Source organism: Geminicoccus harenae, assembly GCF_019800005.1.
Classification (GTDB): domain Bacteria; phylum Pseudomonadota; class Alphaproteobacteria; order Geminicoccales; family Geminicoccaceae; genus Geminicoccus; species Geminicoccus harenae.
In genome coordinates this window covers 273208-286378 of record NZ_JABGCL010000002.1, presented here as the reverse complement: position 1 = coordinate 286378, position 13171 = coordinate 273208, and the positions used below count along the sequence as shown (strand labels likewise).

Annotated in this window: 11 protein-coding genes and 2 pseudogenes; 6 read left to right on the top strand and 7 right to left on the bottom strand. The window is 68.5% G+C overall.

What is annotated here, in order from left to right:
• Positions 1 to 111: pseudogene (locus HLA95_RS02735) on the top strand (IS5/IS1182 family transposase); the annotation flags it as partial.
• 13 nt (positions 112 to 124) lie between these two features.
• Here the strand turns inward: HLA95_RS02735 and HLA95_RS27980 are convergent.
• Positions 125 to 1168: pseudogene (locus tag HLA95_RS27980) on the bottom strand (integrase core domain-containing protein).
• Between HLA95_RS27980 and HLA95_RS02715 the strand changes: the two are divergent.
• Complete coding sequence (locus HLA95_RS02715; protein WP_191059020.1) at positions 1151 to 1474, top strand: hypothetical protein; 324 nt, start codon at positions 1151 to 1153, stop codon at positions 1472 to 1474. The pseudogene HLA95_RS27980 and the gene HLA95_RS02715 sit on opposite strands and share 18 nt — an antisense overlap.
• 356 nt (positions 1475 to 1830) lie before the next feature.
• Here the strand turns inward: HLA95_RS02715 and HLA95_RS02710 are convergent, their stop codons facing one another.
• Both HLA95_RS02710 and HLA95_RS02705 read right to left on the bottom strand, forming a co-directional pair.
• Positions 1831 to 2271, bottom strand: a complete 441-nt coding sequence (locus HLA95_RS02710) for a hypothetical protein (protein WP_191059021.1) — start codon at positions 2269 to 2271, stop codon at positions 1831 to 1833.
• Positions 2268 to 3707, bottom strand: a complete 1440-nt coding sequence (locus tag HLA95_RS02705; RefSeq protein ID WP_222182302.1) for a FliI/YscN family ATPase — start codon at positions 3705 to 3707, stop codon at positions 2268 to 2270. Before HLA95_RS02705 ends, HLA95_RS02710 begins: the two co-directional genes overlap by 4 nt.
• A gap of 174 nt (positions 3708 to 3881) precedes the next feature.
• Here HLA95_RS02705 and ctrA point away from each other — a divergent pair, with 174 nt between their 5' ends.
• Positions 3882 to 4574 carry a response regulator transcription factor CtrA gene (ctrA, locus tag HLA95_RS02700; protein WP_191059023.1) on the top strand — a complete coding sequence of 231 codons (693 nt, stop codon included), beginning with the start codon at positions 3882 to 3884 and terminating at the stop codon, positions 4572 to 4574.
• A 101-nt stretch (positions 4575 to 4675) separates the two neighbouring features.
• Here ctrA and HLA95_RS02695 read toward each other — a convergent pair whose 3' ends face one another.
• On the bottom strand, positions 4676 to 5776 hold the full coding sequence (locus HLA95_RS02695) for a 3-hydroxyacyl-CoA dehydrogenase (protein ID WP_191059024.1): 1101 nt from the start codon (positions 5774 to 5776) through the stop codon (positions 4676 to 4678).
• Between the two features lie 123 nt (positions 5777 to 5899).
• Positions 5900 to 7135: an MFS transporter gene (locus tag HLA95_RS02690; protein ID WP_191059025.1), complete on the bottom strand. Its 1236-nt coding sequence runs from the start codon at positions 7133 to 7135 to the stop codon at positions 5900 to 5902.
• Between the two features lie 232 nt (positions 7136 to 7367).
• On the opposite strand from HLA95_RS02690, the gene HLA95_RS02685 reads away from it, so the two are divergent.
• Both HLA95_RS02685 and HLA95_RS02680 read left to right on the top strand, forming a co-directional pair.
• A complete protein-coding gene (locus HLA95_RS02685; RefSeq protein WP_191059026.1) occupies positions 7368 to 7871 on the top strand; it encodes a peptidylprolyl isomerase in 504 nt (167 codons plus the stop codon).
• Positions 7872 to 7950: 79 nt separating this feature from the next.
• Complete coding sequence (locus tag HLA95_RS02680; RefSeq protein ID WP_191059027.1) at positions 7951 to 8940, top strand: SDR family NAD(P)-dependent oxidoreductase; 990 nt, start codon at positions 7951 to 7953, stop codon at positions 8938 to 8940.
• A gap of 1043 nt (positions 8941 to 9983) precedes the next feature.
• Here the strand turns inward: HLA95_RS02680 and cobS are convergent.
• Complete coding sequence (gene cobS, locus HLA95_RS02675; RefSeq protein ID WP_255591349.1) at positions 9984 to 10736, bottom strand: adenosylcobinamide-GDP ribazoletransferase; 753 nt, start codon at positions 10734 to 10736, stop codon at positions 9984 to 9986.
• A gap of 79 nt (positions 10737 to 10815) precedes the next feature.
• Here cobS and cobT point away from each other — a divergent pair, with 79 nt between their 5' ends.
• The gene (gene cobT, locus HLA95_RS02670) at positions 10816 to 11832 is read left to right on the top strand and encodes a nicotinate-nucleotide--dimethylbenzimidazole phosphoribosyltransferase (RefSeq protein WP_191061686.1); all 1017 of its coding nucleotides are present in this window, start codon (positions 10816 to 10818) and stop codon (positions 11830 to 11832) included.
• Here cobT and HLA95_RS02665 read toward each other — a convergent pair.
• On the bottom strand, positions 11829 to 13163 hold the full coding sequence (locus HLA95_RS02665; RefSeq protein WP_191061685.1) for a cobyrinic acid a,c-diamide synthase CobB: 1335 nt from the start codon (positions 13161 to 13163) through the stop codon (positions 11829 to 11831). The genes cobT and HLA95_RS02665 overlap by 4 nt on opposite strands.
• Positions 13164 to 13171 lie beyond the last annotated feature (8 nt).

Genomic DNA, 13171 nt, shown 5'->3' with positions numbered 1-13171 from the left:
CTGTTTTGCCGGCTCAAGAACTGGCGGCGCATCGCCACCCGCTACGACCGCCTCGCCCGGAACTACCTGGCCGCCCTCGCACTCGTCGCCGTCGCCTCAGCATGGACCTGAATGGGTTCCCTACCTAGGCGTGACAGATGAACTCGTATGGCGTGAGGCCGCGCAGGCTCTTCAGGCGCCTGGCGTGATTATAGGCGTCGAGGAAGAGTTGGAGGTGGTGTCGGAGTTCGTCATGACTGCCGTAGTGGTAGCGACGGACGATAGCGTCCTTCAGCGTCTGGTTCATCAGTTCCACCTGCCCGTTCGTTCATCGATGGTCAGCAGGCCATCGATCCGTCTCCGGCAAGGACCGCAGGCAGGAGCCTGCGGAGGGGATGGGCGGGCTTGGTGGTACGGTGTTCAATGCCATCGCGCAGCGGTCCCCCCGGAGGGAGCAGTGGCAAGGCCGCTGCAAGGCTGCTCGCAGGCATGGTCGAAGGCGTGGACCAGCCAGACCCGCGGCTCACCCTTGGCGGCCCAATAGGCTTCCGCAGCGGCCTCAGCCGCCTCGTTGATGGGCGTACGGTCGACGAACTGGGTGCCGTTATCGGTCAGCACCGTGTGGATGCGGTACGGCACGGCCGCGACCAGGGCGTAGAGAAGGCGGCAGCGGCTCGTCGGGTGGCCTTATACAACTGAGAAGGCGAACTTTGAGGTCCGGCCGACGGCGACGAACAGATGGAGCCGGCCCTGTTCGGTATGCACCTCGGCGATATCCCGATGGAAGAAGCCGATCGGATAGGCCTTGAAGCGGGAGCGCTGGGGTCTGAGGCCATCGATCTCCGGCAGCCGGGCGATGCCATGACGCTGCATAGCAGCGGTGCAGGGACGAGCGGGTCAGGTGCGGCAGGGTCGGCTGCAGGGCGTAGAGGCAGTTGGCCAGCGGCAGGAGCGTGTAGCGCCGAAACGCGGCGATGATCACCTCGTCCTCAGTGCTCAGCACAGTGAACCGCGATGCCTTAGGCCCATCGAGGCGTCGATGGTGTAGGTCCGCAAGGCACCACTTCTGCACGGTGGTCGGGCTGATGCCGTAGCGCCTGGCCAATGCCCTCACGCTCGCTTCACCAGCTTGGATCGCGCGACGCACTGCCTCTGTCGTGGTGGCGCGGCCGTGAAGAACCTGGCCCATAGCGCGTCCTTCCAGGTGTGCTGCCCGAATGTAGCACCACGCCTTGGAACCAAACAGCTAGGAGGCCGGACGCGGCTGCACCGCATTCTGCTTGACTGGCTGGGCAAGACCAACGCGATCAGCTGGAGCCGGGCCTGCATCGACAGCGTATTGTTTGCGACGAAAAAAGGGGCGGGCGACCAAGCCGAATCCGACCGGGGCCGGCTCGGCTCAAAACGCCACCTCCTCGTCGACAGCAACGGGATCCCACTCAGCCTCCTCCTCAAGCCAGCAATTGCCACAATAGCAAGCTTCTCGGGCCGCTGATCGAAGCAGTGCCACCAATCCGGCAGTATGTCGGGCGGCCACAGAACTGACCTGACAGGTTGCATGCCGACAAGAGCCTGCCCCGGACCTGATCCAGGGGCTATGACGTCGCGCACTGGCGCCAACCCCTGTGCCGACGCAAGATCATGCCCAGGATCGCCCAGCGCGGGATCGAGAGCAGCCAGAAGCTTGGCCGACACCCGTGTGTCATCGACCGCACCTCGGCCTGGTCCAGCCGCTTTTGCCGACTAATCATCCGCTACGAGCGGCGCCTCGACATACTCAATGGCTTCCACCTGCTCGCCACCGGCCTGATCTGCCTCAAATTCGTCAAACGGTGGTTCTGTTGGGCACTCCTATAGACCCGAAGGGCCAGCTGCGACGTGAGGAAGTGTAGCTTGGCGCATTGCCCGCTCATCCGCCGCGTGCTGCTGGTGCAGCAGTCGGGCGTGCCGTTCGGCTAGGGTGCGGCGCTCGGCGACCAGTTCGATCTGCCGGCAGCCCGCCAGATCGAGTCTGGCCTTGGCGAGGAGCCGGTCGCGCAGTGCCTCCAGGGCCAGGATTTCGCCGGTGAGCTGGGTCGAACGGGCGCGGGCGGCTGCGAGCAGCGTCCCGCGGCCATGCAACGCGGCGCCAGAAGCCTGGGGTGTCATCAGGTCGGTGGCCTGCCAGACCGAACGGCGTTCCGTCTGGCGGACCGCGATTGATCGTTCGGCCTGAGCCAGCGCCTGTCGGGTGGCGTCGAGTTCCTGGCGGCGCAGCCGGGCCAGCACCTCGAGGGTGGAGCGGCCGTTCATGCCGCCGCCGGGATCGGGAGGCCGTGGCCCAGGGCTCGGGCCAGGGCCGCGAATTCATCGCCCGGCTGCCAGGGCTCACCGACCTCCTGGCGCAGCAGCGCCTCCATGGCCGGGCGCCGCAGGAGCGCCTCGTCGATGTCCGGGTCGGTCCCCTGGCGGTAGGCGCCGAGCTGGATCAGCTCCGCCATGTCCGCGTAGCGCCGCATCAGCTCTCGCGCCCGGCGCACCAGTTCCCGCTCGCCTGGCCCGTAGCAGCCGGGCGCGGTCCGCGATACCGAGCGCAGGACGTCGACCGCCGGGAAGCGCCCGGCCTCCGCAATGCTCCTGGCGAGCATGACGTGGCCATCCAGGATGCCGCGCACCGTGTCGCTCACCGGTTCGTCATCGTCGTCGCCGTCGACCAGCACGCTGAACAGGCCGGTGATGCTGCCGGCCCCGCTGCCTGGGCCCGCCCGCTCCAGCAGGCGCGGCAGCTCAGCGAACACCGAAGGTGGGTAGCCGCGCGTGGCCGGGCCTTCGCCGGCGGCCAGATAGATCTCGCGCAGCGCCATGGCGAACCGGGTGACGCTGTCGATCAGGCAGAGCACGTTCAGACCCTGGTCGCGCAGTGCCTCGGCGACGGCCATGGTCAGATAGGCAGCGCGCCGACGCAGCATCGCCGGGAGGTCGGAGGTCGCCGCGATCAGCACGCTCCGCCGCCGACCCTCGGCATCCAGCGTGTGCTCCAAAAACTCGCCGACCTCGCGGCCGCGCTCGCCGATCAGGCCGATCACGAGCGCATCAGCGTCGCTATGGCGGGCGATCATCGACAGGAGGGTCGACTTGCCCACGCCAGAACCTGCGAAGATCCCGAGCCGCTGGCCCTCGCAGCACGGGGTGAACAGGTTCATCGCCCGCACCCCCAGGTCCAGCCGTCGCCCGATCGGCCGGCGCCCCAGGGCCGCCTCGGCGCGCGACTGGAGCGGATAGGCCACCGGCCCCTGCTCCAGTGGGCCCTTGCCGTCGAGCGGCATGGCCATGGGATCGACCACCCGGCCGAGCCAGCTCTTCCCTGGGTGGACCAGCCCCAGCGCCTGGTCGGGGCGGACCCTGGCACCATAGCGGACACCGTTCACTTCCTCGAACGCGATCAACTGGACACCGTCGGCCCCGAATCCCACCACCTCGGCGAGGATGGTGTCCTCCGGGTCGAACATGCCGGCCGTGCAGGCACGCTGCTCGATCCGGCACACGTCGCCGATGCCGACCCGGTCGTTCAGGCCCTCGGCCACGAGGCTGCCCGACCGACAGCGACGCACTCGCCCACCGAGTATCGGCTTCCTGCGCTCTGCCAGACGTGTCAGCAGACTTTCGACATGGCTGGCAGGACTTTCGGCAGATCTCTCAAGATTTATGGCAGCATGCTCATGAAGATTGTATTTGTTGACGCTGCTCAATTTCCGATTGTCCCTACCATCGGTTGCATGGTTCATCTGGTGACGTCAGGGCGGCTCGCTCGGAGGCTCCTGACGAAGCGGATGATAGGCGGGCTTCCATTAACAAATGTTTAAGGAAGCGACGCTACTCTGGCTTCGAGACGGTATTGCGGGCTCAGGACAATGGAGAGGTCGATGCGTGCGCTGGTGATCGAGGACGATCCGGTTTCCGCCAAGCTCGTGGAGAGCGCGCTCAAGTGCGAGAACATCGTGATCGAGCCGGCCGAGCGCGGCGAAGACGGGATCGAGCTGGCCAAGCTCTACGACTTCGACATCATCTTGCTCGACCTGCGTCTGCCCGACATGGACGGCCACGAGGTGGTGCGGCGACTGCGCGCCGCCAGGATCCAGACCCCGATCCTGATCCTGTCCGGCAAGCAGGACATCGACGACAAGGTGCGCGGCCTCGCCACGGGCGCCGACGACTACATCACCAAGCCGTTCGCGCGGGCCGAGCTGGTCGCACGGATCCAGGCAGTCGTGCGACGCGCCAAGGGCCATGCGGAGTCGACGATCGCAACCGGGCGGATGGTGGTGAACCTCGACACACGGCTGATCGAGATCGACGGCATGCGCCTGCACGTCACCGCCAAGGAGTACAGCATCCTGGAGCTGCTCTCCCTGCGCAAGGGGACCACGCTCACCAAGGAGATGTTCCTGGACCATCTGTATGGCGGGATCGACGAGCCGGAGCTCAAGATCATCGACGTGTTCATCTGCAAGCTGCGCAAGAAGATCGCCGCGGTGACCGGCGGCGACCACTATATCGAGACGGTCTGGGGCAGGGGCTATGTGCTCAAGGAACCGAGCCTCGCCAAGTGCGCCTGACAGCGGCGCCAGCAACAGGGTCTCGTGCAGACACCCCAGCCGGCGCGCCACGCGTGGGCGCGCCGGCCTGATGCGGTATCGCGGCCTGTGCCGCTGACCGCTCAGCTGCGGGTGAGGCTGCCGACCCGATCCAGCGCATGCGGCAGGGGCGTGCCATACTGCTGGCACAAGGGCTGGAGCAGACGCTCGACCTCGGCGCGGCCCAGTTCGTCCATCAGTGCGCAAGGCGGCTTGGCGAACTTGAGCGCGGCTCGCGCGCCATGATCGATCTCGTCCGGCCCGGCCACGCCCTCGTCCAGTTCCTGCAGGACGGGCAGGAGGGTGGCGCCGCGCAACCGGTCGGACAGCACCGCCATGCGGTCGGGATCGATGGCGCCCGGGGGATCGATGGTCCAGGAAGCCTCGGCATCGCCCGTCACGGCCATCGAGCGCGCCGGCGCATAGAAGGCGCCGAGCGGTGCCAAATTGCGGATCGCATGGAGGGCGATGCGCGGCTTGACCAAGTTCATCACGGTGAACGGGCCGGCCGCAGCGCCCAGCGCCTCCCTGGCGGCGAGATCGATCTCGCCGGGTGCGGCCAGCCCCTCGTCGACCAAGCGCGCTGCCTCGTTGGTGTAGGGGCAGAAGAACCGGTTGATGCAAAAGCCCCACTGGTCCTTGCAGGCGAGCGGCTCCTTGCCGGTCCCGCGGGTGAAGGCCAGTGCCGCCTCGACCGTGGCATCGGTGGTGGCATCGCCCCTGACCACCTCGACGATCGGGTTGACCTGGGCCGGGCTGAAATAGTGCAGGCCCAGGAAGCGCCCTGGCTGCGGCACCGCCTGCGCTAGTTCCGACACGCGCAGGCAGGACGTGTTGGTGGCGATCAGCGCGTCAGGTCGGACCACTGCGGCGATCTTGGCCAGCACATCGGTCTTGAGCGCCATGTCCTCGAACACCGCCTCGATCACCAGGTCGCAGTCGGCCAGGCCATCCAGGCCCGACGCGACCTGCAGCCGGCGGCCGGCTTCATCCGCCTGCTCCTGGCTGAGCCGCCCGCGGCCCACCGCCTTGGCATAGAATGCGTGCGCCTGGTCGACCGCCGCCTGGGCGACGCCCGCCCGCGCATCGATGAGCACGACGTCCACGCCCGCCTGTGCGGTAGCCGTCGCGATGCCGCCGCCCATCGTCCCGGCACCGACGATGCCGACCCGGCTGATGCCCATGGTGGACCTACCCCTTGCTTCGTTGCTCGTGCGGCAGGCTCTAGACTTTGCCGGTCGGGGGCGGAAGGGGGCAGGTACCATCCAGTGGCTCACGCGGTGGTCCGGGAGCCCGTGCCTTTCGGATCAGCCGCCGGTAGGACGAGCCACGCGCGGGTCCTCCCGGCCAGCACCCCGGCTGCCGAGAACCGTGACGATCGATGCCAGCGAGATCGCGGCCACCAGCCAGAACACGCCACGGGTCATGCCGAGGTCCAGGAGATGGCCGAACAGGGGCGCCGAGGCGAGCGTGCCGACATTGAAGCCAATGGTGACGAAGCCGAACACGCGGCCGGATGCCCCGGCCGGCGTGAGCTGCTTGACCATCAGGTCGCGCGACGGGCTGACCGCGCCGCCGAACAGCCCAGCCAGCGCGAACAGGACGGTGATCGAGACGAGCCCGAGCGAGGGCAGGGTGAGGAGCAGTGCCGTCAGGGTGATGCTGCCAAAGCATACGGCGACCACCAAACCATGGCGGCTGGTCCGGTCGGCGATCTGCCCGCCCAGCAGCACGCCTGCCGCCGAAGCTGCCAGATAGAGGAGCACGGGCAGGCCGGCCTGGGCGAAGCCGATGCCAGGAAGTTGCTCCAGCGTGGCGGTACCGAAGTTGCTGAAGCCGCCCTGTCCGGCGGAGATCAGCGCGAAGAACAGAAAGGCCATCGCGACCGGCCAGCCGAGGAACAGGCGCAGCGTGCTGCCGCCACTGACCGGCGGTGCTCCCGGTGCCGTGGCCTGCTCGCTCGCGAGATGATGCCGGAAGACGACCAGCACTCCGGCGAAGGCCAGGCCGGCGACGGCACTCAGCCCCAAAGCGAGCTGCCAGCCGAGCCAGCCGGACAGCGGCAGAAGAACGGCCGGAGCGGCCGCGAAACCCAGATAGCCGCCGAACGTGTGCACGGCAAAGCCGCGGCCCAGCCGTCCTCTGCTTACCGAGCCCGCCAGGATCGCATAGTCGGCCGGATGGAACACTGCATTGCCCAGGCCGGCCAGCACCATCAGGCAGAGAAAGGCGGGGTAGCCCGGTGCCAGCGCCACCAGGCCGATGCCGAGCGCGAAGCAGACCTGGCCCAGCAGCAGCGGCCAGAACGCCCCGTAGCGGTCGACCAGCATGCCGATCGGCACCTGCGCCAGCCCGGTCGCCAGGTTCAGGACGGCCAGGCCCAGGCCCAGCTCGGCGTAGCTGAACCCCAGTCCCGCGGTGAGCAGCGGGAACAAGGGCGGCAGCGCCAGGATGTAGAAATGGGCAAAGAAATGCCCCGCTCCGATGAGGCTGATCACCTCGACGTCGCGGCGCCCGGTGGGCGCCAGCGCCAAGCTCGTCATGTCGGCCCGAACCATCCTTCCTGGGTCTGTGATCAACCGGAACATGGCGGCTCGGCCCGGATGGCGCCAGCCACATGGCCACCGGCCGCGGCAACGGGGTTCTCAGCCGGCTGGATTTCTGCGACTACCCGGGCCGGTCGGGATGGGCCCGGCCGGACTTGCGACCATATGGGTAAGGGGTCGGTTGGTGACCACCAGAAGAGCTCTCGTCATCGGCGCGGCCATTCTGGCCATGCAGCCGGCCATCAACGGCGCGGAGGCCCGAGACTTGGACAATACCCTCATCATCGAACTGGCGAGCGGCAAGGTGACCGTGGAGCTGCGCCCGGACCTGGCGCCGGCCCATGTCGCACGGATCAAGGAGCTCGCCAGGGACGGGTTCTACGACGGCATCGTCTTCCATCGGGTCATTCCGGGCTTCATGGCACAGACCGGCGACCCGACTGGCACGGGCATGGGCGGCTCGGACAAGCCGAACCTGAAGGCCGAGTTCACCCGCACGCCGTTCGAGCGCGGCACGCTCGGCATGGCGCGCTCGCAGAACCCCAACAGCGCGAACAGCCAGTTCTTCATCTGCTTCGACCGGGCCGACTGGCTGGACGGGCAGTACACCGTGTTCGGCAAGGTGGTGGACGGCATGGAGCTGGTCGACGCGATCGCCAAGGGTGAGCCGCCGGCCAACCCGGACAAGATGGTCCGCGTCTATATCGCTGCGGACGCGCCCGCCGGCGGCTGATCCGGGCGAGCTTTACCCATTGTTAGGCTGGGCCTGCGATAGTGGGCCCCGCGACCTTCCTGCGCGGAATCTCCGGCCCATGACCATTCTCGTCACCGGTGTCGCCGGCTTCATCGGCTTTCATGTCGCCCGAGCACTCTTGGACCGGGGCGAGGCGGTGATCGGCGTGGACATCGTCAACGCCTATTACGATCCGGCGCTGAAAGAGGCACGGCTGGCCGAGCTGGCCGGGCGGGAAGGCTTCCGCTTCATCCGCGCCGACATCGCCGAGCTGGACCAGATCCGCGCGATCGCCAAAGAGCACGGGCACGAGATCACCGGCGTGGTGCATCTGGCAGCCCAGGCCGGCGTGCGCCACTCGCTGACCGCCCCCTTCGACTATGTCCGCGCCAACCTGGTCGGCCACATGGTGATGCTGGAGGTGGCGCGCCACGACCTGCCCAAGCTGAACAGCTTCGTCTACGCATCCAGCAGTTCGGTCTATGGCGGCAACGACAAGACGCCGTTCTCGGTGGACGATCCGGTGGAGCGGCCGGTCTCGCTCTATGCCGCGACCAAGCGGGCGGACGAACTGCTCTCCTACGCCTATGCCCACCTCTACCGGATCCCGCAGACCGGCCTGCGCTTCTTCACCGTGTACGGGCCGTGGGGCCGGCCGGACATGGCGGCCTACATCTTCGCCGATGCGATCGCCAAGGGCCGGCCGATCACGCTGTTCAACCACGGCGAGATGCAGCGCGACTTCACCTATATCGACGACATCGTGGCGGGCGTGCTTGCCGCCCTGGACCGGCCACCGGCCCCCGACGCGCAGGGCGTGCCGGCCAAAGTGTACAATCTCGGCAACCACCGGCCGAACGACCTGAAGACCTTCGTCCGGATCATCGAGCAGGAACTGGGGCGTAGCGCGGAGATCTGCCTGGCACCGATGCAGCCGGGCGATGTGCCTGCCACCTATGCCGACATCGAGGCGAGCCAGCGCGACCTCGGCTTCGAGCCCAAGACCCCATTGGAAGAGGGGCTGCCGAAGTTCATTCAGTGGTACAAGCGGTACCATGGGGTGAACTGAGAAGCAGCTTCGTGCCACCGGCTGATGCGCGTGGATACAGGGTGTGATGATTAGGTGGTGCGAGTCGATCTTGAAGATCGAGGCGCCGGACTTTGCGTCGCAGGCTGCCTGAAAGGGTCCTCGCCGTCACAGCGACTTCAGATGCCTGACGAACTGGCAGGCGGCCACGATAGATCAGCACCTGGCCTGAAGTGCTCCAAGGCAAGGATAGTGGAGGGTCTTGATGGTGGCCTCTGTCACGGCCCGGATCATCCGTTCGGCTTGGCCTTCAGGCCCCGTAGCCGAAGAAGTTGTCATTCACTGTGACGGACGAACCAAGTGGGCGGGGGCCCAAGCGGTTTGGCGGCCGAAACTCTCACTTTTACCATGTTGCTGGCAGAAGGTGAGATGAGCCATCGCGGTGGAGCCCCATGCTGCTGCATACCGCTCCCAGACTGCCATCTCATCGGCGATGGTGTTCATGCCGCGGCTGCCTTCGGGATACGTTAAGCCAAGTACCGCGCGCGGAACTCCATCTGATCGTCCCACAGATCGCCATTTCAGGAACCGGTACCGCATCGCTGCGCGTCATGGCGGATATCGACGCCTCCCGACGATCTGCATTGCCGCAAGCGCCACGTTCAGATGGCCGTAAGAGATCCAGAGCTCATCATTCGTCGAGCTCCCGGATGCTCTTCCCCGCGTCTCATCGCTGAGCACAGCGAGGGACCAGGGCACCATGGCCGTATTGACGGACCTCCGTTCGGTACCGCCCGCTGGTCCTGACGGTGCGGCAATGTAGCTTCCTGCAGGCATGGTCGTGCATCCGCCTGTCCCGTCGGGGAGCAGGTTTGCCGCCACTGGCGCTTGGCTGCCGATGGGCACATTGGACGGAGACCCCAGGCCACGCTGATCGTCGGACTGCTCCGAGGTCGCGCTGCATGACATCGACTGTCCTCCGGCTCGGCATCATCCACCGCCTGGCCTGAGCCGGGACTCGTGCCGATCCCGCGATCTCTCTGGGGAAGAATACTACCAGCCACGATCCCGAACCACCGCCAGCCTCAGCCCATGCGCTGACCGGCGACCGCTGCCAGCAGGCATGCCGTTTCGACCAGTTGCTGGGTGGCGCCCAGCGTGTCGCCGGTGAAGCCGCCGAGGCGCCGGCGGGTCCAGTGCATGGTGAGAGCCAGGGTGCCGGCGGCTGCGACGAGCGCGGGCAGCGCTTGGACCGGACCGGCTGCGGCCAGAAGGCAGAGGCTGGCGAGCGCAGTGGCGATGGCAGCCCGGGCCGGTGTCACCTGGCCGGCGGCGGCACCCAGGCCGTCGGGCCGGGCCGGGTGCTGGAGTGCCATCGTGACTGCCATGGCGGCTCGTGATAGGCAGGCGGCGCCCGCCAGGGCCAGGGCGACGCGGCCGGGCGTGGCGAGCATGGCCAGGGCGCCGGCGCGCAGCGCCAGGGTGACCAGCAGGGCGAGCGTGCCGTAGGTGCCGATTCGGCTGTCGCGCATGATCTCGAGCGCGCGCGCCCGGCCGGCATGGCCGCCAAGGGCGTCGAACAGGTCGGCCAGCCCGTCCTCATGCAGCGCCCCGGTCAGGGCGATGGACGCAGCCAGGGCCAGGATCGCGGCCAGCACCGGCGGCAGCCCGATCCGGTCCGCCAGGAGGAAGGTCAGGGCAGCGGCGGCGGCCACCACCAGGCCCGCCAATGGGAACGCCCAGGCGGCGCGCGCGATGCCGGCCATGCCCGCAGGATCGTCCGTTCGGATCGGCAGCCTGGTCAGGAACTGCAGGGCGAGCTTGACGTCGTGGAGCAAGTCTTGTGTCCGTGCCAGCCGGTCGGGGGGCAGGGCCTGCCCTCCTGTCGGTCGGTACCCCAGCCTCGGAAACGCCGCCATGCGCAAACCGATCCTCGACGTGTCGGCGCTGCCACCGTCCGATCCAGCACCGCTCGCGGCAGCACGGCAGCACGAGGCGGAGCTGACCAAGCCCGCGGGATCGCTCGGGCGGCTGGAGGAGGTGACGGCCCATCTCTGCACCTGGCAGGGCCGCCACCCGCCCCGGCTGGACCGGGTCGAGGTCCATGTCTTCACCGGCCGCCACGGTGTGGCCGCCCAGGGTGTTTCCGCTTTTCCGGCCGCGGTGACCGACCAGATGGTCCGCAACTTCCGCAAGGGCGGTGCCGCGATCAACCAGCTGGCGCGCACATGCGGCGCCAAGCTCCTGGTGCACGACCCGTTCCCGCATTGGACGACGCGCGACTGGACCAAAGCTCCGTCAATGGACCCGGCGGAATGTGCCGCCGCGGTCGAGGCCGGCCGGCGGGCCGTCGGCGAGGGCGTGGATCTCCTGGCGGTCGGCGAGATGGGCATCGGCAACACGGCCACGGCCGCGGCGGTCTGTGCTGCCCTGCTGGGCGGTGGCGGCCGGGAATGGTGCGGTGCCGGCACCGGGCTGGACGCAGATGGGATCCGGCACAAGGCAGCGGTGGTGGATGCGGGCTTGGCCCGGCACCAGGACGTGCTGGGCGACCCGGAGCTGGTCCTGCAGGCACTCGGCGGGTTCGAGCTGGCGGCCATGGCCGGCTGCATCCTCGAGGCACGCCGGCGCCGGATCCCGGTGCTGCTGGACGGCTTCGTCACTGGAGCGGCCGCGGCCGTGCTGTTCCGGCTGGACCCGACCGCCATCGCCCATTGCCTGGCCGGCCATGTCTCCGCCGAGCATGCCCACCGCGCCCTGCTCGGCCGGCTGGGCCTCCAGCCGCTGCTCGACCTGGAGATGCGGCTGGGCGAGGCGTCGGGCGCGGCATTGGCGATCCAGGTGGTGCGCGCGGCACTCGCCTGCCACACCGGCATGGCGAGTTTTGCCGAGGCGGGCGTGGCGGAGCGCCCCTCTGAGAGCGAAGGCCGCTAGTCGGCGCGGTCGACCAGATGGACGAAGCTGCCGCAGACCCGGCCCAGCACGCAGCCGGCATCGGCGCGCGGCTCACCGCGGGCATCGGCCAGGCCGAACAGCCTGGGGCCACGCGCCTCCAGCTCGCTGGCATAGTGGAACTCATGGCCCCGCCAGACGGTCCCGGCCAGCCCCAGGGGCGAGGAGTGCCGGCTGGTCACGCGGCGATAGCCCAAATGCAGCCTGGGCTTGGCGAAGCTGGTCACCACCGGCAGGAGGCCGCTCATGGGCTGGGCCTGGCCGTCCCGGTCGACCAGCACCTCGCCCAGCACCATGTAGCCGCCGCACTCGCCATAGACGGCGGCCCCCCTCGCGGCCGCGGCACGCAGGCCGGACATGAACCGGCCAGCGCCGACGAGCCTGGCGGCATGCAGTTCCGGATATCCCCCCGGCAGGTAGACCGCATCGGCGTCCGGGTCGGGTGGCTGGTCGGCCAGCGGCGCGAAGGGCAGGAGCTCGGTACCACGCGCCCGCCACCCGGCCAGGACCGACGGGTAGGCGAAGGCGAACGCGGCATCCTCGGCCAGGGCGATCCGCTGGCCGGGTGGCTTCAGCGGTGCCGTTCGGTGCGGCAGGGCCGCGACCGACGGGAAACGTGCCAGGCGGACTAGGCGCGGCAGGTCGAGATGGCGCTCGACCAGCCGTGCCGCCTGGTCGAGCTGCCGGTCGAGCCCGGCCAGCTCCTGCGCCTGGACCAGGCCTAGATGGCGCTCGGGCAGCGTCAGGGCCGGGTCGTCGGGGAGGAAGCCCAGGATCGGGATGGAAAGCCGGCCGGCGCAGGCCTCGCGCAAGAGCCTTGCATGGGTATCGGTGTTGACCCGGTTGAAGATCACCCCCACCACCGCCACGTCGGCGCGATGATGGCAGAACCCCTCGATCAGCGCTGCGGCCGAGGCGCCCATGCCCCTGGCACTCACCACCAGCACGACCGGGATGGCGAGGGTGGCGGCGAGATCGGCGGTAGCACCCGTGCCGTCCGCCGCCCCGTCGAACAAGCCCATCACGCCTTCGCCGATCAGCAGGTCGACCGCGAGGCCGGCCTGCTCCAGGATGGCGGTCTGGGTGGCGACTCGCATCGCCCAGGGATCGACATTGGGGCAGGGCCGACCGGAGGCTGCCCGGTGAAAGGCCGGGTCGATATAGTCGGGGCCGACCTTGAACCCGCCCACCGTCTGGCCGCGCCGGCCAAGCGCGCGCAGGATCGCGGCGGTGATCGCGGTCTTGCCCGAGCCCGAGGCGGTCGCGGCGACCAGAAGGGTAGGGGCGGAGCTGATGGGAGTCTCCCGGTGCATCCAGTAAC

Excerpts from the sequence above, each read along its gene's own strand:
- HLA95_RS02710 (WP_191059021.1), bottom strand. The coding sequence starts at position 2,271 with ATGAACGGCCGCTCCACCCTCGAGGTGCTGGCCCGGCTGCGCCGCCAG.
- ctrA (WP_191059023.1), top strand. The coding sequence starts at position 3,882 with ATGCGTGCGCTGGTGATCGAGGACGATCCGGTTTCCGCCAAGCTCGTG.
- HLA95_RS02695 (WP_191059024.1), bottom strand. The coding sequence starts at position 5,776 with ATGGGCATCAGCCGGGTCGGCATCGTCGGTGCCGGGACGATGGGCGGC.
- HLA95_RS02690 (WP_191059025.1), bottom strand. The coding sequence starts at position 7,135 with ATGACGAGCTTGGCGCTGGCGCCCACCGGGCGCCGCGACGTCGAGGTG.
- HLA95_RS02685 (WP_191059026.1), top strand. The coding sequence starts at position 7,368 with ATGCAGCCGGCCATCAACGGCGCGGAGGCCCGAGACTTGGACAATACC.
- HLA95_RS02680 (WP_191059027.1), top strand. The coding sequence starts at position 7,951 with ATGACCATTCTCGTCACCGGTGTCGCCGGCTTCATCGGCTTTCATGTC.
- cobT (WP_191061686.1), top strand. The coding sequence starts at position 10,816 with ATGCGCAAACCGATCCTCGACGTGTCGGCGCTGCCACCGTCCGATCCA.
- HLA95_RS02665 (WP_191061685.1), bottom strand. The coding sequence starts at position 13,163 with ATGCACCGGGAGACTCCCATCAGCTCCGCCCCTACCCTTCTGGTCGCC.